We start from the raw sequence: 20,784 nt of genomic DNA, 5'->3' as shown, positions 1-20,784 counted from the left end.
GGTCAAATCGCCTCTAGTTCGCTCAAAAAGTCACGAAGGTCGTCGAAATCTTGCGTGCTGCCGGCGCGGAAGGTGGCAGCGGCCTGCACGTAGGCGCGCAGGGTTTCGGTCTGGAACACTTCCACCAGCGGCACTTCCAGGCCCAGTTCGGCCTGGACCCGCGAGGTGATCTGGATCGCCAGCAACGAGTGGCCGCCGACCTCGAAGAAGTTGTCGTTCAGGCCCACGTGCGGCAGGCGCAGCACCTCGGCCCAGATCGCGGCGATCTGCTGTTCCAGCTCGGTTTCGGGGGCGACGTAGGCCTGTTGCATCAGGCTCGCGTCCGGCTCGGGCAGGCCCTTGCGGTCGAGTTTGCCGTTGGGGGTCAGCGGCATTTGCGCCAGGAACATGAAGTGCGCGGGCACCATGTAATCCGGCAGGCGGGTTTTCAGGGCGCGGCGCAGGGTGTCGCGCCACTCGGCGTGGTTGGCCAGGCTGGCATCTGCCGGCACCACGTAGGCCACCAGTTGCTTGCCGGTCGGGCCTTCCTGAGCCACCACCACGGTTTCGCCGACGTTGTCCTGCTCACGCAGCCGCGCTTCGATCTCGCCCAGTTCGATACGGAAACCGCGGATCTTCACCTGGTGGTCGACACGACCGAGGTAATCCACCACGCCATCCGGGCGGCCACGGGTCAGGTCGCCGCTGCGGTACACGCGGCTGCCGGGTTTGCCGAACGGGTCGGGGACGAAGCGTTCGGCGGTGAGTGCCGGGCGTTCCAGATAACCGCGCGCCACGCCCTCGCCGCCCAGGTACAGCTCGCCAGCGACGCCGATGGGTTGCAGGTTGAGTTGGGCGTCGAGGATGTAGCCGCTGCGGTTGCCCAACAGCGTGCCGATCGGTGCGTACACGGCGCCGCAGGGATCGCCCTTGCGTGCTTTCCACAGCAACGGCGTGACCACGGTTTCGGTCGGGCCGTAGCCGTTGAACAGGTAGGTCGGCTTTAGCGCACGCCAGGCCAGGTCATAGCTCGCTTGCGCCACCGCGTCACCGCCAAAGCAATACACGCGCACCTTCGGCGGATTACCGTCGCGCTCGGCATGCTCGGCCAGTTGTTGCAGGTACACCGGCGGGAACACGGCCATGGTCACGTTGTGACGGTGCATTTGCGCGTAGGTGTATTCCGGCAGCCACAGGCTGTCATCGCGGATCAGCACGCTCGCGCCGTTGATCAGCGGGTGCATCCAGCCTTCGTGGGAGCCGTCGAAAGCGAAGGACATGAAGTGCAATTCGCAATCGGCCGGGCCGGTTTCGTAGCGTTCGCCGGTGGCGATGATATGCGCCACCAGCGGACCGTGGGCCACCGCCACGCCCTTGGGCATGCCGGTGGAGCCGGAGGTGTAGATCACGTAGGCGAGGTTGTCGCCGTCGAGATCAACCGACGGCGCAGTGTCGCTGAAGCCGCTCCAGGCTTCGGTGCGGTCGATGGCCAGCGTATCCAGGCCTTCGGCAATCGGCAGTTGCTGCTGCACGGCGGTATGGGTCAACAGCAGCTTGGCGCGGCTGTCCTGCATCATGTACAGCAGGCGATCACGCGGGTATTCGACGTCCAGCGGCACATACACGCCGCCAGCTTTCAGCACCGCAAGGAACGCCACCATGATCTCCGCACTGCGCGGCATGGCAATCGCCACGCGCACTTCCGGGCCGACACCCCGGGCGATCAACGCGTGGGCCAACTGGTTGGCCTGGCGGTCCAGCTCGCCGTAAGTCAGGGTTTGCGTGTCGAACTTGATCGCGATCGCCTGCGGGTTTTCCCGCGCACGCTCGGCGACCAATTCATGTACCAGGCGCTGGGCCGGGAAGCCGGCGTCGGATTGATTCCACAACTGCAGGATGTGCCGCTGTTCATCCCCGTCCAGCAGGTTCAACTGGCCGAGGGTCTGCTGCGGATCGGCGACCATCGCCTGCAACAGGTTCTGCCAGTGGCCGGCCATGCGTGCGATGGTCGCCGGGGCGAACAGGTCGGTGGCGTAGCTCAGGGACGCACGCAACAGCGTCTGGCTTTCCTCGACGTCCAGCGCCAGGTCGAACTGGGCGACGCCTTCATCCCAACTCAGGACCTCGACGTCAAGCTCGGTGAGGCGCTGCCAATGGCTATCGACCGACGTCACGCGGTGGTTGAACAACACCTGGAACAGCGGGCTCAGGCTCAGGCTGCGCTCGGGCTGCAAGGCCTCCACCAACTGCTCGAACGGCAGGTCCTGATGGGCCTGGGCCTCAAGGGAGCGTTGACGCGTCTGGTGCAGCAAGTGCTCGACGCTCATCTGCCCGTGGATATCGGCCTTGAGCACCTGGGTGTTGACGAAGAAGCCGATCAGCCCTTCGGTTTCCAGGCGATTGCGGTTGGCAATCGGCACGCCGACGCGCACGTCCTCCTGACCGCTGTAGCGGTGCAGCAAGGCCTGGTACGACGCCAGCAACACCATCGGCAACGTCACCCCGGTGCGCTGCGCCAGGCTGCGCAAACCGGCGAGCAACGGCGCCGCCAGCTCAATACCCAGGCGCGCGCCACGGTGGCTTTGCAGCGCTGGGCGCGGGTAGTCGACCGGCAATTCCAGCACCGGTTGCACACCGCCCAGTTGCTCACGCCAGTAAGCCAGTTGACGCGCGGTCTCGCCGGCCTCCATCCATTGACGCTGCCACAGGGCGTAGTCGGCGTACTGGATCGGCAAGGCCGGCAGGTGCGGCGTGGTTCCCTGGCTGAACGCGGCGTAGAGCTGCACCAGTTCTTCGACCATCAGTTGCATCGACCAGCCATCCGAGACGATATGGTGCTGCACCAGCACCAGCACGTGGTCATCCTCAGCCAGGCGCAGCAACGTGACCCGCAGCAACGGCCCGCGCAGCAGGTCGAACGGACGCGCGACCTCGGCAGCGACCTGCGCCTTGAGCCCGGCTTCGTCGCTGTCGGCCTGGTCGACGTCGATCAGGCCCGATTCTTCAATCACTTGCCGTGTGCCGCTGGCGTCCTGATACAGATGGGTGCGCAGGCTTTCGTGGCGCGCCAGCAAGGTGTCGAAACTGCGTTGCAGCGCCGCCAGGTCCAGCGTGCCTTTCAGGCGCAGGGCGCTGGGGATGTGGTACGCGGCGCTGTGCGGATCGAGTTGCCAGAGGAACCATTGGCGTTCCTGGGCATAGGACAGTGGCAACGGTTGGGTGCGGTCGGCCTTGAGCATCGCCGGTGCGACCACGCCCTCCTCGCCCAGCGCCGCGACGAAGTCACCCAGCGCCGGGTGTTCGAACAGGGTCTTGAGCGCCACTTCCAGCGCCAGCGCCTGGCGGACCCGCGACACCACGCGGGTGGCCAGCAGCGAATGCCCGCCCAGCTCGAAGAAGTGGTCGTCAAGGCCGACCTGAGGTACGCCCAGCACCTCGGCCCAGATCGCCGCCACCTGCTGTTGGCGCAGTGTGACGGGGGCGACATGGCCTTTGAGCAACAGGCTGGCGTCCACGCTGGGCAGAGCCTTGCGGTCGAGCTTGCCGTTGGGGGTCAAGGGCAGGCTGTCGAGGCACATCAGGTACGCCGGCACCATGTAGTCCGGCAAACGCTCGCGCAAGGCAGCTTGGTAGACCTGCGGCGTCTGTGGGGCGGAGGTCACCAGATAGGCAATCAAGCGGTCGTTGTCGGCCAGCACCACGGCTTCGCGCACGCCGGGGTGTTCGCGCAGGCAGGCTTCGATTTCGCCCAGTTCGATACGGAAACCGCGCACCTTGACCTGCTGATCGACCCGGCCGATGTACTCCACCACGCCGTGGTCGCGGTAGCGCGCCAGGTCACCGGTACGGTACAGGCGTTCGCCCGGTGCGCCATAAGGGTTGGGCACGAAGCGTTCGGCGGTGAGCGCCGGCCGTGCGTGGTAACCGCGCGCCAGGCCGACACCGCCGATCAGCAGCTCACCGGCCGCGCCCAACGGGCATGGGCTGAGCCCGGCGTTGAGGATGAACAACGCGGTATTGGCAATCGGCCGCCCGACAAAAGGCTGCGGCGCCAACAGGCGATGGGCCGCCGACCAGATGGTGGTTTCCGTGGGGCCATACAGGTTCCACACCGGGCCTTGCAGATCGAGCAGACGCTGGGCCAGGTCGGCCGGCAGCGCTTCGCCGCCGCACAGTGCCTTGATGCCATGCAGCCGCTCGGCACGCGGGCTGTCCAGCAGCATGCGCCAGGTTGACGGCGTGGCTTGCAGCACGTTGGCGCGCTGGTGGTGCGCCAGGTCGATAATCGCCTCCGGGTCGAGGGCCAGGGCCTGGTCGCTCAGCAGCACCGTGGCGCCAACCGTCAGCGGCACGTACAGCTCCAGGGCGAAGATGTCGAACGAGAACGTGGTCAGCGACAGCACTCGCGCCTCCCGGCCGATGTCCAGGCTGGCGGCCATGCCGCAGGTGAAACTGCACAGCCCGCGGTGGCGCACCATCACGCCCTTGGGCTGGCCGGTGGAGCCGGAGGTGTAGATCACGTAGGCCAGGTGTTCCGGACTGACGTCCACTTGCGGGTTGTGTTCGCCAGCGTCGCTGTCATCGACCAGCAGCACGTGCAGACCTTGCGGTTGCGCCAGTCGGCCGATCAGCGCTGGCTGGGTCAGCAGCACCCGGGCGCGGCTGTCTTCGAGCATGAACGCCAGGCGCTCCGCCGGGAACTGCGGGTCGAGCGGCACATAGGCGCCACCGGCCTTGAGGGTCGCCAGCAGGCCGACCGCCATGTCCAGGGAACGCTCCACATGCACCGCCACCAGCACGTCCGGGCCGACACCCGCCGCGATCAGGCGATGGGCCAGGCGATTGGCGCGGCGGTTGAGTTCGGCATAACTCAAGGCGTCGTCGTTGAATTGCACAGCGATGGCGTCGGGCTGGGCCAGGGCCTGCGCTTCGAACAGCTGATGCACACAGCGCTCGCGGGGGTAATCAAAGGCCGTGTGGTTCCACGCTTCGAGCATCTGCCGCCACTGCGATGCGCTGAGCAGCGCCAGCTCATCCAGGGGTTGGGAGGCATCGCGCACCACGGCGCGCAGCAGGTTCTGCCAATGCTCGGCCAAGCGCTCGACGGTCGCCGGTTCGAACAGGTCGGTGGCGTAGGTCAACGCAGCCCAGAGGCCATCGGCCGACTCCTCGGTTTCCAGGTTGAGGTCGAACTGGGTGCTGTGGCCGGTCCAATCCACCGGTTGCAGGTCCAGGCCAGGCAACTGCAACGGGCGGGCGCGCAGGTTGTCCTGATGATTGAACATCACTTGGAACAACGGGTTATGGCTGAGGCTGCGCTCCGGTTGCAGCGCTTCCACCAGTTGTTCGAAGGGCAAGTCCTGATGGGCCTGGGCCTCCACCGCACGTTGCTTGACCTGGGCCAGCAAGCGGTCGAAGCCCATCTGCCCATGCAACTCGGCCTGCAGTACCTGGGTGTTGACGAAGAAGCCGATCAGCCGCTCGGTTTCCAGGCGATTGCGGTTGGCGATCGGCACCCCGACACGGATCGCGGACTGGCCGCTGTAGCGAAACAGCAAGGTCTGGAACGCGGCGAGCAGCAGCATGAACAGGGTCACGTCCTGACGCTGGGCGAGGGCCTTGAGTTCGGCGACCAGCGCGGCGTCCAGATGCAGTTGTCGGCGCGCGCCGCGATGGCTTTGCAGCGCCGGACGCGGGTGGTCCAGGGGCAGCTCCAGCAGCGGATGTTCGCTGCCCAGGCGGGCGCACCAATAATCGAGTTGGCGCTGTTTCTCCCCGGCGGCCATCCACTCGCGTTGCCACAGGGCATAGTCGGCATAGTGCAGCGGCAACGCCGGCAACGGCGCCTGGCCCTGATACAGGGCCAGCAGTTCGTCGACCATCACCTGCATCGACCCACCATCGGAGATGATGTGGTGCTGGGTGATTACCAGCACGTGGTGCTCCGCTTCGACGTGCAGCAACGTGACGCGCATCAGCGGGCCGTTGACCAGGTCTAACGGGCGCTGGATCTCCTGCGCCACCGTTGCTTCGATCGCGGCTGCAGCGATGTGCTGATGCGCCAGTGCAATCGCCAGGTGGGGGTGGATCACCTGCCAGGTCTGCTCGCCCTCCTCCACGAAGGTGGTGCGCAGCGGTTCATGGCGCTGCACCAGGGCGTGGAAAGCGTGTTCCAGCGCAGCGATATCCAACGGGCCGCGCAGGTGCAGTGCGGCGGGGACGTGATAGGCGGCGCTGGTCGGGTCCAGTTGCCAGAGGAACCATTGGCGCTCCTGGGCGAACGACAACGCCAACGGCCGGTCACGCCCCGCCGCCTGCAGCGTCGGTGCCGTGTCGCCCTGCACGCCGGCGCACGCGGCCGCGAAGGCCTCCAGCGTCGGCTGCTCGAACAGCGCGCGCAACGGCACTTCCAGCTTGAGGTCATGGCGCACGCGGGAGATCACCTGGGTGGCCAGCAACGAATGGCCGCCGCGCTCGAAGAAATGGTCATCGAGCCCCACGCGCTCGACCTGCAACACCGCTTGCCAGATCGCTGCCAACCGGATCGCCAGCGGGCTGTGCGGGGCGCGGTGGGCCTGTCGGGGCTGGTTCAGGTCCGGTGCCGGCAGTGCGCGGCGGTCCAGCTTGCCGTTGTTGTTCAACGGCAAGGCATCGAGCACCACCCACTGCGCCGGCACCATGTAGTCGGGCAACGCACGGTGCAAGGTCGCCGCCAGCGCCTGGGTGTCCAGGCGCTGGCCCTGGGTCGGCACCACGTAGGCCACCAATTGCGCACCCACGGCGCCCGGCTGCGCGATGACTGCCGCCTCACGCACCTGCGGCAAGCCTTGCAGGCTGGCCTCGATTTCGCCGATTTCGATACGGAAACCGCGAATCTTCACCTGATGATCGATGCGCCCGACGTACTCCAACGCACCGGCCTGGTTGTAACGGGCCAGGTCGCCACTGCGGTAGAGCCGCGCCCCCGGCACGGCGGAAAACGGGTCCGGCAGGAAGCGCTCGGCCGTCAGCGCCGGGCGGTCGAAATAACGCTGGGCCAGGCCGTACTCGGCACCGATGCACAGCTCGCCGACGCCCTCGGTGGCCAACAGCTCGAACGCACTGTCGAGCACATACAGCGAACGGCCTTCGATGGCCTGGCCGATGGGCACGCCGAACGCGTCACTGGCATCCAGCAACTGGCAGTCATGCACGCTGGACACCACCGTGGCCTCGGTCGGCCCATAGGTGTTGACCAGCCGCACGTGGCCCAGGCCGGCGGCGTGCCAGGCGCGCAGGCCTTCCACCGACATGGCTTCGCCGCCCACATGCACCTGGCGCAAATTGCCCAGGGCGCGGTGTTCGACCGCACATTCCTTGGCCAGCAGGTACCAGTACGCCGCCGGCAAGTCAGCGAGGGTCACGCCCTGCTCGACGATTTCCCGCGCCAGTTGCCCGGCGTCCCACAGTTCATCGCCACGCATGATCAACGCAGCGCCTATACACAGCGGCGGGTAGCACTGCTCGACAAAGCCGTCGAAGCTGAACGTGGCGAACTGCAGTACACGGTCCGCTGCACACAGCCGGCTGTAGACCGCGGCGCTGTCGCAGAACTGGCCGAGGGCGGCGTGATCGATGGCCACGCCCTTGGGTTGGCCGGTGGAGCCGGAGGTGTAGATCACGTAGGCCAGGTCGGCGGCGCCCACGTGGCTGGGCGGATTGGCGCGCGGGTAAGCGGCCAACTCAGCGCCGGATGCGCTGAAGTCCACACGGATCAGACCTTGCGGCAGCGGCAGGTCGGCGAGCAGCCCGGTTTCGCTGAGCAGCAGGTCCACACGACTGTCCGCCAGCATGTAGGCCAGGCGTTCGTTGGGGTATTTCGGGTCCAGCGGCACATAGGCGGCGCCGCTTTTAAGTACCGCCAGCAGACTGACGATCAACTGCGGGCCACGTCGGCAGGCCAGGCCCACGCGCTGCCCAGGCCCCACGCCCAGCGCCAGCAGGCGATGGGCCAGGCGGTTGGCGTGGTCGTTGAGCTGGGCATAGCTCAAGCGCGCTTCGCCGGCCTGCACCGCCAGCGCATCCGGGGTGGCGGTGGCCTGGGCGGCAATGCGTTGATGCACGTGCAGCTCACGTAGGGCCGCGCCGGGTGCCCGGCCCAGGGCGAGCATGTCGCGCTGCGTGGTGGGGTCGAGCAGGCGCAAGTTGCCGAGCGGCGCCTGCGCATCGACGAGCAGTTGCACCAGCAGGTGCTGCAGGTTGGCGCTCAATCGCGCGACCTGATCGGCACTGAAACGCGCGCGGTCGTAGCTCCATTCCAGGCGCAGGTTCGCCCCCAGCTCAATCCCCAGGGTCAGCGGGTAGTGGGTGCGTTCATGGTTGTGCAGGCGGCCAAAGGTCAGGCCTGCGGGCGCGCCCTGTTTCAGGGCTTCGGCCACCGGGAAGTTTTCGAACACCAGCAAGGTGTCGAACAACGCGCCCTGCTGGCCCGCCCAGCCCTGGATGTCGTAGAGCGGCACATGTTCGTGATCGCGCAGGCTCAGGTTCAGCGCTTGCAGCTCGCTGAGCCAGCACGCGGCCGATTGGGCCGGCGCGGCCAGGCTGACGAGCGGCAAGGTGTTGATAAACAGGCCCAGTTGCTGCTCGATCCCCGGCAGCGGCGCCGAACGCCCGGCGACGGTGGCACCGAACGCCACGCAATCCTGGCCGGTGTAGCGCTGCAGCAACAGGCTCCACGCCCCTTGCAGCAAGGTGTTGAGGGTGATTTTCTGGCGGCGGGCAAACTCGCCGAGCGCTTGGGTGAAGTCGCTGTCGAGCACCACCTGATGGTCGGCCATCCCTGTGGCGTGGGCCGGCACGCGCAGCGCCTCCGCCAGCAAGGTGGGCGCTTGCAACGGCGCCAGCGTGGCTTTCCAGAAGGCTTCGCCCGACCCTTGTTGTTGCAGCCAACCCAGATAATCGCGGAACTGTCCCTGCGGTGCCGGCACGGTATGGCCGGCATAGTGGGCGATGACTTCGCCCAGCAATTGGGCGTTGCTCCAGCCATCCATCAGGATGTGGTGGCTGGTGAAAATCAACTGCCAGGTCGCGCCGGCACCGCGTACCAGCAACAGGCGAAACAGCGGCGCCGCGTCGAGCGCGAAGCCCTTGTCGCGCTCGGCTGCGGCGAGGGCCTCGACGTCGGCATCGGGGTCTTCGATGACTTGCAACGGCAAGTCGACCTGCCGCTGGATCAACTGATGGGCACTGTCCAGGCCCAGCCAGTGGAAGCTGCTGCGCAGGATGTCATGCCGCTGCAGCGCGGCCTGCCAGGCGCGACCGAACGCCAAAAGATCGAGGCCGCCGATGTCCAGGCGCAACTGGTTGATATAGGCCTGGGCCTCGGGCTCGTACAGGCTGTGGAACAGCATGCCCTGCTGCATCGGCGACAGCGGGTAGAGATCGGCAATGGCCGGTCCCGCGACGGGCAGCCCATCCAACTGGCGCTGGGTCAGACGCGCCAACGGGAAGTCCGACGGGGTGACCTGCCCTGCCGGCGTGGCACAACAATGCACGATCAGGGCCTTGAGTTCCGCCGCATAGTCATCCGCCAGGCGCTGGATCGTCGACGCCTCGAACATCTCACGGCTGAAGCCCCACTGCAGGGTCAATTCCCCACCGTACACCTGCCCTTCCAGCGTCAACCAGTTGGCCAGCGGCGCTTCGGGGTCCTGGGCCTGGCCGCTGCCGCCAGTGGCGGGTACGAACAGTGCCGATTCGTTGAACTGGCGATCGAACTGGCCCAGGTAGTTGAAGGTAATGCGCGGCGCGGCAAGGCTTGATAGGGCTTCGCGGGCGTCCGGTGTGCCGAGGTAACGCAACAGGCCGTAGCCGATGCCTTTATCGGGCACGCCCCGCAGTTGCTCCTTGACCGACTTGATCGCATCCGCCAACCCGCCCTCGGCCTGCAGGCGCAGCGGGAACAGGCTGGTGAACCAACCGACGGTACGGCTCAGGTCGACATTGTCGAACAGGTCTTCACGGCCATGGCCTTCCAGCTGGATCAGCGCAGCCGTCTGGCCGCTCCACCGGCAGATCACCCGCACCAATGCGCTCAGCAGCAGGTCGTTGACCTGGGTGCGATAGGCGGCCGGGGCGTCTTGCAGCAGTTGACGGGTGTGTTCGGCGTCAAGGCGGATTTCCAGCTTGGCGCCCAGGCGATTTTGCAGGCCGCCTTGCGGGTTGTCGCAAGGCAAATCGGCGTCGGCCGTCTGCGCCTGCCAGTACGCCAGTTGCGCGTTGAGGGTCTGTGCATGGGCCTGCAACTGCCGGGCCCACACTTGGTAGGCGCAGGTCTTGGCCGGCAGCGGCGCAGCGCCGTAGGCCTGTTGCAGGTCTTCGAGCAGGATGCGCCAGGACACGCCGTCCACCACCAGGTGATGGACCACCAGCAACAGGCGCTGGGTGCCGTCGGCCATGCTCACCAGAACGGCGCGCAGCAGCGGGCCTTGTTCAAGATCGAGGCTGCGCTGGGCCGCCTCGCAGAGTGCGGCCAGTTCTGTGTCGTCGCTGGCGTGGGATTGCCACAATCCGGGCGCGGCGATCGGCGCGGCATGGGTTTGCTGCCAGCCTTCGGCCTGCTCGACAAAACGCAGGCGCAAAGCGTCGTGATGATTGATCACCTGGGTCAAGGCCGCGTCGAGACGCGCAGGCTCCAGGGCTTCACGCGGGATCAACAGCAACGACTGGTTCCAATGTTCGCGCACCGGGATGGCCTGGGCGAAGAAGCTCTGCTGCACCGGGGTCAGCATCACCTCACCGCTGACCGGGCCCTGGTCGATGCTCGCGGCCTGCTCGAAGGTCGCCACCAACGCCAGGCTGCGCACGCTCTGGTACTGGAACAGGTCGCGCGGGCTGAGGCGAATGCCTGCCTGGCGCGCGCGGCTGACCACTTGGATGGAGATGATCGAATCGCCGCCCAGCTCGAAAAAATTGTCGTCCAGGCCGACCTGCGGGATGCCGAGCACATCGCCCCAGATTGCGGCCAGCGCCTGCTGCACGGGGCTTTGCGGGGCGCTATAGGCCTGCTGCGCGGCGGCGTCCGGCACTGGCAGCGCTTTGCGATCCAGCTTGCCATTGGCGGTCACCGGCAATTGATCCAGGTGCAGCATATGGGTCGGCACCATGTACTCCGGCAGGCTGCCGAGCAGCCACGCCTTGAGGTCGGTGGGCGCTTCGCCTTCCAACACCAGGTAGGCCACCAAGTGCTTGCCGCCCTGCACCAGCACCACCGCCTCACGCACGCCGGGATGCTGCAGCAGGCGCGTCTCGATTTCGCCCAGTTCGATGCGCAGACCGCGCAGTTTGACCTGATGATCGAGACGGCCGAGGTACTCGATCACGCCGTCGGCCCGCTGGCGCACGCGGTCGCCAGTGCGGTACACACGTGCGCCGTCAGCGAACGGGCTGGGCACGAAACGCTCGGCGGTCAGGGCCGCACGCCGGTGGTAACTGCGCGCCAGGCCGCTGCCGCCCAGGTAGAGCTCGCCGGAGACGCCGGCCGGCACCGGGTTGAGCTGGGCGTCGAGCACGTAGGTGTGGAGGTTGGCGATCGGGCGGCCGATGGGCACGCTGTCGGCGCCTTCATCGACACAGCTCCAGTGGGTCACGTCGATGGCCGCTTCGGTCGGGCCATAGAGGTTGAACAGAGCGGCCCGTGGCAGTTTGGCGAACACTTGGCTCTGCGCATCCAACGGCAAGGCCTCGCCGCTGCAGACGATGCGCTTGAGGCCAGTGCAGGCCTGCACGCCCGGCTCATGGATAAACGCCTGGAGCATCGACGGCACGAAATGCACGGTGGTGATTGCGTGTCGGCCAATGGTCGCAATCAGGCGCGCCGGCTCGCGGTGTTCGCCAGGGGCCGCGACCACCAGGCGCGCACCAGTCATCAACGGCCAGAAGAACTCCCACACCGACACGTCGAAGCTGAACGGGGTTTTCTGCAGCACCGCATCGCTGGCCTCCAGCGTGTAGGCCTGTTGCATCCAGCACAGGCGGTTGACCAGCGCACGATGGCTGTTGCCGGCGCCCTTGGGTTGGCCGGTGGAGCCGGAGGTGTAGATCACATACGCGAGGTTCAGCCCGTGAATCGCCACGGCGGGCGCTTCGCAGCTGTAGCCGTCGAGCCACAGCGCGGGCGCGTCCAGGGCAATCACCTGGACAGCCACGACCGGCAGCGACGGCAGCAGGCTTTGCTGGCTGAGCAGCAGCTGGATGCCGCTGTCTTCGATCATGTAGGCCAGGCGTTCCGGAGGATATTCGGGGTCGAGCGGGACATAGGCAGCGCCGGCTTTGAGAATCCCCAGCAGGCCGACCACCATTTCGATCGAGCGCTCAATGCAAAGACCCACCAAGGCATCGGGGCCAACCCCCTGCTCGCGCAAGGCATGGGCCAACTGGTTGACGCGGGCGTCGAGCTGGGCGTAGGTCAGCGTGGTCGCACCGAACACCAGCGCCGGCGCCTCCGGCGTGGCGCGCACCTGGTCTTCGATCAACTGATGAATGCCGCGCTCGCTCGGATAGGCCTGCGCGGTCTGGTTCCAGGCGCTCACCAGGACCTGCTGCTCATCGGCGGCGAGCATCGGCAACTCACCGACGCGCTGCTCGCCATCGGCGACCATGGCCTGCAACAGGCTGATCCAGTGCCGTGCCATGCGTGCGATGGATGGCGCGTCGAACAGGTCGTTGGCGTAGGTCAGCGCGGCATGCAGGGTGCCGGACTGTTCGTAGGTGTCGAGGGTCAGGTCGAACTGGGTGGTGCGGCCCTGCCACTCCACCGCGGCCAGTTCCAGGCCGGAGGCCGTGCGGATCGAGGCGATGTCGGCCACCACCGGCTGGTGGTTGTACATCACCTGGAACAACGGCGTATGGCTCAGGCTGCGCTCGACGTTCAGCGCTTCCACCAGGCGTTCGAAGGGCAAGTCCTGATGGGCCTGGGCGCCCAGGGCATGCTCCTTGATGGCATGCAGCAGCTCGCTGACGCGGGTTTGCCCGGTCAGTTCGGTGCGCAGCACTTGGGTGTTGACGAAGAAACCGATCAGCCCTTCGACTTCGGTCCGGTTGCGGTTGGCGATCGGCACGCCGACGCGGATGTCGCCCTGGCCGGTGTAGCGATGCAGCAGCACATTGAACGCACCGAGCAGCAGCATGAACAGCGTGACGTTGTGTGTTTGCGCACAGCTGCGCAGTTGCGCGGCCAGATCCGGATCGATCGCGAAGGTGTGGCGCGTGCCCCTGTAGCTGGGCATGGCCGGGCGTGGGCGGTCGCTGGGCAACTCCAGAACCGGATGCTCATCACCCAGCCGCGCTTGCCAGTATTCCAGCTGACGCGCCTGCTCCCCCGCTTCCAGCCAGCGGCGTTGCCACAGGGCATAGTCGCTGTACTGGATCGGCAGCGCCGGCAGTTGCGGCGCCTCGTTGCGCTCATGCGCGTCGTAGAAACGGATGAACTCGTCGATCAAGACGTTCATCGACCAGCCATCGGAGACGATGTGGTGCAGGGTCAGCAGCAGCACGTGTTCCTGCTCGTCGAGTTTCAACAGCTGCACGCGCAGCAGCGGACCGTGCTCCAGATCGAACGGCAGCAGGGACTGGCGGGTGGCCGCGGCGTTGACGGCCTGCTCGCGTTCGGCGGGGGCCAGGTCGCTCAGGTCGTGCTGCTCGATCGCCAGCGCCGGCTGTGCCGCCACCTGCGCCAGGCGCTCGTCGGCCTGGCGCTGGAACACCGTGCGCAGGGTTTCATGACGCTCGACCAGGCTGGCGAACGCCTGCTGCATCGCGCCAAGGTTCAGCGCGCCCTTGAGCCGCACGGCGCCCGGCAGGTTGTAGGCGCCGCTGGCCGGGTCCAACTGCCAGAGAAACCACATGCGTTGCTGTGCGTAGGACAGCGCATCGCGGTCCTCCACATCCACCCCGGCAGGAATCGGAAACCGCGAAAAATCCACCCCTTCCTTCTGCAACGCCTGGAGGAACAGCTGGCGTTTTTCCAGGGGCAACCCGATAAACCGGCGAGCAAGTTTCAAGGAGTCTTCAGCATTCATTTCTTGGAGTCCGGAGCAATAGGCGGGAAGCACAAAGGCACGTCGTCCCTATAAAACGAACCGGAGAGGGAAAAATTAGCGGGGGGATGAGAGGCTGTTGACTGCGAGGAATGCGGGCTGCCGGGAAATGCCCTACACGAAACCCGTATGCAACTGATACTTCTTGAAGCGCTTCGGGCCTAGGTTAAACGGCGCCAGATCCTAAGAACCATTACGCACAGGAGCAGCGGCTCAATGAATCGCCGACTTAAATACAAAGGTCATACCGGCTCAATAGAAACCAGCGTCGAAGACAACTGCCTGTTTGGGAGGCTTTTGAACATCGACTCACTGGTCAGTTATGAAGGGCAAACCGAAGCGGAACTGGAGGCCGCCTTTCGCCAGGCGGTGGATGACCTCCTCAGCGGTGAGTGCACCGCTCATCCGTCACCCTAACCGCCGATACCCCAACACCGCCGAACCCAACACCACCGCCCCCGCCGCCAGCGCCACCCAGAACCCGCTGGCCGCGCCGAAGTGGTCGATCATCCAGCCGGAGCTGGCGGCGCCGATGGCCACGCCGATGCTCAGGCCGGTGATCAGCCAGGTCATGCCTTCGGTCAAGCGGCTCGGTGGCACGATCCGCTCCACCAGGGCCATGGACACGATCAGGGTCGGGGCGAAGAACAGCCCGGAAATGAAGATCGCCACGGCCAGGCCGGGGATGTTGGTGACCAGCAGCAACGGCAAGGTGGTCAGCGCCGTGGCGACACCACAGCACAGGAACTGCCGGGGCAACGGCGCCTTGAGTTTCAACGTACCGAACGCCAACCCCGCCAGGCACGAACCGATGGCATACACCGACAACACAATGCTCGCCGCCGCCGGTTGGCCCTGGTGCTGGGCGAAAGCGACGCTGACCACATCCACCACCCCGACAATCACGCCCATGGCCAGCAGCAGGATCATCAGGATCAACACCGAGGGCGAAGCGATCAGCCAGCGCCCGTGATGATCATGGCGCTCATGCACGGGCGGCTCGGTCTGGCGTTGCATCACGAACACCGTGACACCGACCGCCAACAGCAACGCCGCCAGCAAAGGCCCGGCCTCGGGAAACAGCACCACGCACAACCCCACCGAAATCGGCGGGCCGATGATAAAGCACACCTCATCGAGCACCGACTCCAGGGCAAACGCGGTCTGGAGCTTGGGCTGGCCGCGGTACAGCTCGGTCCAGCGCGCCCGGACCATGGCTGACATGTTGGGCATGCAACCGGCCAGCGCGGCGAACACGAACAACGCCCAGTTCGGCGCCTGCAAACGCGTACACAGCAACAGCAACAACAACGCACCGCCGCCGATCAGCGCGGCGATCGGCAGTACCCTGCCCTGGCTGTAGCGGTCAACCAGCCGCGATACCTGCGGCGCGCAAAATGCCGTAGCCAAGGCAAACACCGCCGCCACCGAGCCGGCCAGGCCGTAGCCGCCATGCACCTGCGAGAGCATGGTGATCAAGCCGATGCCGGTCATGGAGATGGGCATGCGCGCGAGCATACCGGCCAGTACGAACGCCCGGGCGCCGGGCGCCTGGAACAACTCGGCGTAGGGGTTTGCCATGATTGAAACGCCTTCTTTCCTTGATTTTCGCAACCTTTTATCACACCAACCGTGTGATCGGCTTGTGCCGCCACACCATCCGGTAGTACGCCGTCTGCAACGCCAGCATCGCCAGGTATGTCACCGGAAATGCCATCCACACCCCTTCCAGGCCGTACCGCGCATTGAGCAGGTAGGCCACCGGCAATTCCACGCCGAGCACACAGAAGATCGAAATCGCCACCGGGATCAGCACCACGCCGCTGGCGCGCATGATCCCGCCTATCACGGCCTGGAAGCCGAACACCAGGATGCTCCACAGCATGATATGCAGCAGGTGTTCGGCCTTGATCCGCGCGGCGTCGTCGGTGATGAACAGGCCGAGCAACCAGGGCGACAACAGGTAGCCGAGCAGGATCAGGCCGCCGGTCAGGCAGGTATTGATCAGCAACCCGGTGCGCAGGATCGGCCCGATCCGTTCCAGGCGCCCGGCACCGATGGCCTGGGCGCCGAGGATCGACGCGGTGATGGCAATCGACAGTGCCGGAAACTGCACGTAGTTGACGATCTGCGTCACCGCGCCATAGGCCGCCGTTGCCTGGGAACCGTGGTGGTTGACCAAGGCCAGGATGACCAATTCGGATAATGACAGCACCACCATCTGTAGCCCGGTGGGCAGCCCGATGCGCAGGACTTTGCCGAGAATCACCCGGTCCAGCCGCAAGGCCGCGAGCAATGCGCGGTCCGGCGCCATCACGTGGTTTTTATGCCGCAGGCGCAGCACCAGAAACAGCATCGCCGCGGCGTTGCCCACCAGGCCGGCATACACCGCACTCTGAATGCCCATGGGCGGCAGGCCGATCCAGCCGCGGATCAGCGCCGGCGTCAGCAGCAGACCGACGAATGTCGAGACCATCAGCGCCAGCAGCGGCGAAATCGTGTCGCTGACGCCGCGCAGCAACTGGGTATAGAGGATAAACACCAACAACAGCGGCATGATCAGCATCATCACCTGGGCATAACCTACCGCGTCATCCAGCACATCCAGCGGCGTGCCCAGCGCCAGTAACGCCGGACGCGCAAACAGGCTGCCAAGCACCGCTGCCACCAAACCCACCAGCGCGCCAAGGGTCAGGGTGGCGCCGGTGATCGCCTTGACCATCGAGGTTTCCCGGGCTCCCCAGGCCTGGCCGATCAACACCGAGGCCCCCGCCCCCAGGCCGATCACCAGGGCGATAAAGAAAAACACGATGGGGAACATCCCCGACACCGCCGCCAACGCCTGGGTACCGAGCATTTGCCCGACATAGATGCCATTGAGCGTGCCGGAAAAGCTCTGCAGAAAGTTCGACAGCACCATCGGTGCGAGGAAGATCAGGTAGATCTGCCACAGCGGGCGTTGTTGGGTCACTTCCATGGTAGTTCGAGTCCCTGGATGATGATCAGGCAGTGAAAGCGTTGCGCGACAGCCAGGCCAGGTACGTCTGCACGTCCACCGGCCAGAGCGCGATCTTGTTGGAAAAGTCTGCGGCGTTGTGGGCAAACAGCGCCCGCGAAGCCTCTTCGAAACCCGGCAGGTCACCGCCGATGGCGCTCATGAAGCGATAGCTGGCCTCTTTGGCCTGGCGCATTTGATCACGACTGGCATGGGCATTGCGCGCTTCATCCACCAAGCGCCGCAACGCGGCCGACGCACCGCCACGCTGCTGGCTCAACCACTCCCAATGGCGCGGTAGCAAAGTCACTTCGCGGGCGACCACGCCCAGCTTGGGGCGCCCGACCGCAGGGGACGTCGGCGGCTCATCTGGTGCCTCTGCGGGCGCGGGCAGCTCGGGTGCATAACCCGGGGGCCAAGGGTAATCGACCTGGGTGCCGGTGGCATCGTCGAATACCAGGAAGCTGCCGGCCGGCAGATCAAGGTCTGCCAACGCCTGGGCAACGTGGGCATAGGGACCGTCCGCCACACGTCGGTGGTGAACGAAAGCGGTGCAACGAGGGGGATGTTGAGAATCCATGATTTATACCCGGGTAGTATTTGTTTTACCCGGGTTATATTAGAGGGGAATTTTCAGACTGCAAGTCTTATTGCGCAGAACTACCCAGCGTATGCGTTACCTCGCGGTTTTTCGGTGGCCGTCATGGGGCAATTGCCCGACCGGGCAGGCGGCGACGCCCACGGTGCCGCGGGTGATTTTCTCCACGTTCTCCTGGGCTTTTTGCGCATCGAGCACCCAGGTGCGGTAGAACTCGAACGGGCAATCGGCCACGCCTTTGTCGCCATCGCCCGAAGCATGCATACCGGTGTAGCCGCGGTGCAGCAGCTTGAACAGGTGGTTCTGCGACTGGTCATTGGCGCGCGCATCGCGGATCTGCGACACCGATAGCTGGGCGTACTGGATGCCCATCTCCTCTTCGCCGCATTCGCCTAGCGTGCGCCCGTCAAAACCGATGATCGCCGAGTGACCGAAGTACGAATACACGCCATCGAACCCGGCGGCGTTGGCCACCGCCACGTAGCAGTTATTGGCCCAGGCCATGCTCTTGGACATCAGCACCTGCTGCTCCTTGGCCGGGTACATATAGCCCTGGCAGCGCACGATCAACTCGGCGCCCTTCATCGCGCAATCGCGCCAGATCTCCGGATAGTTGCCGTCATCGCAGATGATCAGGCTGATCTGCATGCCTTTGGGCCCATCGCAGACGTAGGTGCGGTCGCCCGGGTACCAGCCTTCGATGGGGCACCAGGGAATGCACTTGCGATAACGCTGCACGATCTCGCCGAGGTTATTGATCAGCACCAGGGTGTTATAGGGCGCCTTGTGCGGATGCTCTTCGTGGCGTTCGCCGGTCAGGGAAAACACGCCCCAGGTGTTGGCCTGGCGACACGCGGCGGAGAAGATCGCGGTTTCTTCGCCGGGGATGCTTGCGGCGGTGGCCATCATCTCGTCGTGGTCGTACATGATGCCCATGGTGCTGTATTCCGGGAACACCACCAGGTCCATGCCCGGCAGGCCCTGCTTCATGCCGAGGATCATCTCGGCAATCTTCTTCGCGTTCTCGATGACCTCGGCCTTGTTGTGCAGGCGCGGCATCTTGTAGTTCACCACCGCGACACCGACGGTGTCCGGGCTGCTGGAAATATCGCCATGACGCATTGCAATGCTCCTGGTCTAGTGACTGATCATCCACGGCCGTGGACCGGTCTTGGTCTTGAGGCCCAGCGGGTTGGCCTTGCTCGGCAGCACCTTTTTGCTGGTGCCGCAGCAACTGCAACCGGCCGGATGGCGACGGTTTTCCTGGTACTCGCCGACCGTTTGCGGTGCGTTGGCGCTGCGCTCGTTGCCGGCGATGGCCTTGCGCTGGTTGGTCGACAGCAACTGCAAGGCCGGGGCCGACACCTGCAACGGCCCTCCCGGCCCGGCGCAGTACGGGCACTGGCTGGGTTCGTTGCGCTGGGCGATCGGCCGCAACATCGTGAACGTGCCGCACGCCTCGCAGGCGTATTCGTAGGTCGGCATGGCTACAGGTCCGGTGCGATGGGCAGGTCGACGCTGCCGTCGAGGAACTTGGTGGGGCCGTTGGCGTTGGGGTTGATGTCGAACTCGAAGATTTCCGTAGGCAGCCACAAGGTCGCGCACGCATTCGGAATATCCACCACACCGCTGATATGCCCTTGTACCGGTGCCGAGCCGAGCAGCGCATAGCCCTGGGCCGGTGAGTAGCCGAACTTGGTCAGGTAGTTGATCGCATTCAGGCACGCCTGGCGGTAGGCGATGTTGACGTCCAGGTAGTGCTGCTGGCCCTGCTCGTCGACCGAGATGCCTTCGAAGATCAGGTAATTCTTGTAGTTCGGCGTGATCGGGCTCGGCTTGAACACCGGGTTCTTGATCCCGTACTTGGCCATGCCGCCCTTGATCAGCTCGACCTTCATATGCACCCAGCCGGCCATTTCGATGGCGCCGCAAAAGGTGATTTCGCCGTCGCCCTGGCTGAAGTGCAAGTCGCCCACCGACAGCCCGGCGCCCTTGACATAGACCGGGAAGAAGATCTTCGAGCCGCGGGACAAATCCTTGATATCGCAGTTACCGCCATGCTCACGCGGCGGCACGGTGCGCGCGCCGGTGGCGGCGGCATCGTCGCGGGCCTGGCCCTTGAGCTTGCCCATGTGCGCGGTGGCGGCCAGCGGCGCGTTGGCCAGTGGCGGGACACGGGTCGGGTTGGTGTCGATCAGTTCCTGTTCGCGACGGTTCCAGTCGGCGAGCATCACCGGGTCCGGCAGGCAGCCGATCAGGCCAGGGTGGATCAGGCCGGCGAAGTTCACCCCTGGAATGTGCCGCGAGCTGGTGAACATGCCCTTGAAATCCCAGATCGCCTTTTGCGCACTGGGGAAGTGATCGGTGAGAAAGCCACCGCCGTTCTGCCGCGAGAAAAAGCCGTTGAAGCCCCACTGCGAATCGGCCTTGGCGCCGATGTCGAGCAGGTCCACCACCAGCAAATCGCCCGGCTCGGCGCCGTGTACACCCACCGGGCCGGACAGGTAATGCACGGTGGACAGGTCCACATCGCGCACGTCGCTGGCGTCGTCGTTGTTCTTGATCGCGCCGGCGGTCCAGTCGTAGGTTTCGAGGATGAAGTCATCGCCCGGCTTGACCCAGCAGGCCATCGGGATATCCGGGTGCCAACGGTTGTGGATCTGCTCGTTTTCGGTGACGGGTTGGTTGAGGTCGACTTTGATCAGCGTTTCGGTCATGGACTGGCTCCTGGACGGATGGCTTGTGGCGTTGAAACCAGTCTCGTGGAGCGAGGTAAAACGGGAAATACGTTGGATGACGTATGGCTCTGCCAGAGAGTGAAACCCAAACAAAAATGTAGGAGCTGGCTTGCCCGCGAAGGTCGCTAACGATGACGCGCGTCGCCAGGATGAACGCGGTGCCTGAACGTTTTTCGCCGGCAGGTTCGCAGGTGCGCTTTTCTGTAGGAGCTGGCTTGCCAGCGAAGGTCGTTAACGATGACGCGCATCGCCAGGATGAACGCGGCGCCTGGACATTTTTCGCCGGCAAGCCGGCTCCTACAGGTGGGTTCGCAGCCTTGCTTTTCTGTAGGAGCTGGCTTGCCAGCGAAGGTCGTTAACGATGACGCGCATCGCCAGGATGAACCCGGCGCCTGGGCG

The 20,784-nt window shown here is 65.3% G+C and carries 8 protein-coding genes and 1 pseudogene; 2 read left to right on the top strand and 7 right to left on the bottom strand.

Annotation, left to right across the window (positions count from 1 at the left end; all coding sequences use genetic code 11):
* Positions 1–2 precede the first annotated feature (2 nt).
* Positions 3–14,036 (bottom strand): non-ribosomal peptide synthase/polyketide synthase, encoded by a 14,034-nt coding sequence (locus ACP7E3_RS15180; protein ID WP_426123571.1) that lies wholly within the window; start codon positions 14,034–14,036, stop codon positions 3–5.
* A gap of 234 nt (positions 14,037–14,270) precedes the next feature.
* On the opposite strand from ACP7E3_RS15180, the pseudogene ACP7E3_RS15175 reads away from it, so the two are divergent.
* A pseudogene (locus ACP7E3_RS15175) lies at positions 14,271–14,438 on the top strand (type II toxin-antitoxin system HicB family antitoxin); the annotation flags it as partial.
* Between the two features lie 24 nt (positions 14,439–14,462).
* Here the strand turns inward: ACP7E3_RS15175 and ACP7E3_RS15170 are convergent.
* From ACP7E3_RS15170 to fmdA, 6 genes are all read right to left on the bottom strand, one after another.
* Complete coding sequence (locus ACP7E3_RS15170; RefSeq protein WP_046383747.1) at positions 14,463–15,635, bottom strand: MFS transporter; 1,173 nt, start codon at positions 15,633–15,635, stop codon at positions 14,463–14,465.
* Between the two features lie 40 nt (positions 15,636–15,675).
* Complete coding sequence (locus tag ACP7E3_RS15165) at positions 15,676–17,031, bottom strand: MATE family efflux transporter (protein ID WP_108526441.1); 1,356 nt, start codon at positions 17,029–17,031, stop codon at positions 15,676–15,678.
* Positions 17,032–17,056: 25 nt separating this feature from the next.
* Positions 17,057–17,629 (bottom strand): DUF2239 family protein, encoded by a 573-nt coding sequence (locus ACP7E3_RS15160; protein ID WP_057004783.1) that lies wholly within the window; start codon positions 17,627–17,629, stop codon positions 17,057–17,059.
* 96 nt (positions 17,630–17,725) lie between these two features.
* Positions 17,726–18,769 (bottom strand): aliphatic amidase, encoded by a 1,044-nt coding sequence (locus tag ACP7E3_RS15155; RefSeq protein ID WP_426123568.1) that lies wholly within the window; start codon positions 18,767–18,769, stop codon positions 17,726–17,728.
* A 15-nt stretch (positions 18,770–18,784) separates the two neighbouring features.
* Positions 18,785–19,132, bottom strand: a complete 348-nt coding sequence (locus ACP7E3_RS15150; protein WP_046383751.1) for an FmdB family zinc ribbon protein — start codon at positions 19,130–19,132, stop codon at positions 18,785–18,787.
* Between the two features lie 2 nt (positions 19,133–19,134).
* Positions 19,135–20,364 (bottom strand): formamidase, encoded by a 1,230-nt coding sequence (fmdA, locus tag ACP7E3_RS15145; protein ID WP_046383752.1) that lies wholly within the window; start codon positions 20,362–20,364, stop codon positions 19,135–19,137.
* Positions 20,365–20,516: 152 nt separating this feature from the next.
* Between fmdA and ACP7E3_RS15140 the strand changes: the two genes are divergently transcribed.
* On the top strand, positions 20,517–20,744 hold the full coding sequence (locus ACP7E3_RS15140; RefSeq protein ID WP_426123565.1) for a hypothetical protein: 228 nt from the start codon (positions 20,517–20,519) through the stop codon (positions 20,742–20,744).
* Positions 20,745–20,784: the final 40 nt, after the last annotated feature.

The organism is Pseudomonas sp. PSPC2-3 (assembly GCF_049898265.1).
GTDB classification, from domain to species: Bacteria; Pseudomonadota; Gammaproteobacteria; order Pseudomonadales; family Pseudomonadaceae; genus Aquipseudomonas; species Aquipseudomonas veronii.
This window is presented reverse-complemented; position numbering and strand designations above follow the sequence as displayed.

Excerpts from the sequence above, each read along its gene's own strand:
- ACP7E3_RS15180 (WP_426123571.1), bottom strand. The coding sequence starts at position 14,036 with ATGAATGCTGAAGACTCCTTGAAACTTGCTCGCCGGTTTATCGGGTTG.
- ACP7E3_RS15170 (WP_046383747.1), bottom strand. The coding sequence starts at position 15,635 with ATGGCAAACCCCTACGCCGAGTTGTTCCAGGCGCCCGGCGCCCGGGCG.
- ACP7E3_RS15165 (WP_108526441.1), bottom strand. The coding sequence starts at position 17,031 with ATGGAAGTGACCCAACAACGCCCGCTGTGGCAGATCTACCTGATCTTC.
- ACP7E3_RS15160 (WP_057004783.1), bottom strand. The coding sequence starts at position 17,629 with ATGGATTCTCAACATCCCCCTCGTTGCACCGCTTTCGTTCACCACCGA.
- ACP7E3_RS15155 (WP_426123568.1), bottom strand. The coding sequence starts at position 18,769 with ATGCGTCATGGCGATATTTCCAGCAGCCCGGACACCGTCGGTGTCGCG.
- ACP7E3_RS15150 (WP_046383751.1), bottom strand. The coding sequence starts at position 19,132 with ATGCCGACCTACGAATACGCCTGCGAGGCGTGCGGCACGTTCACGATG.
- fmdA (WP_046383752.1), bottom strand. The coding sequence starts at position 20,364 with ATGACCGAAACGCTGATCAAAGTCGACCTCAACCAACCCGTCACCGAA.
- ACP7E3_RS15140 (WP_426123565.1), top strand. The coding sequence starts at position 20,517 with ATGACGCGCGTCGCCAGGATGAACGCGGTGCCTGAACGTTTTTCGCCG.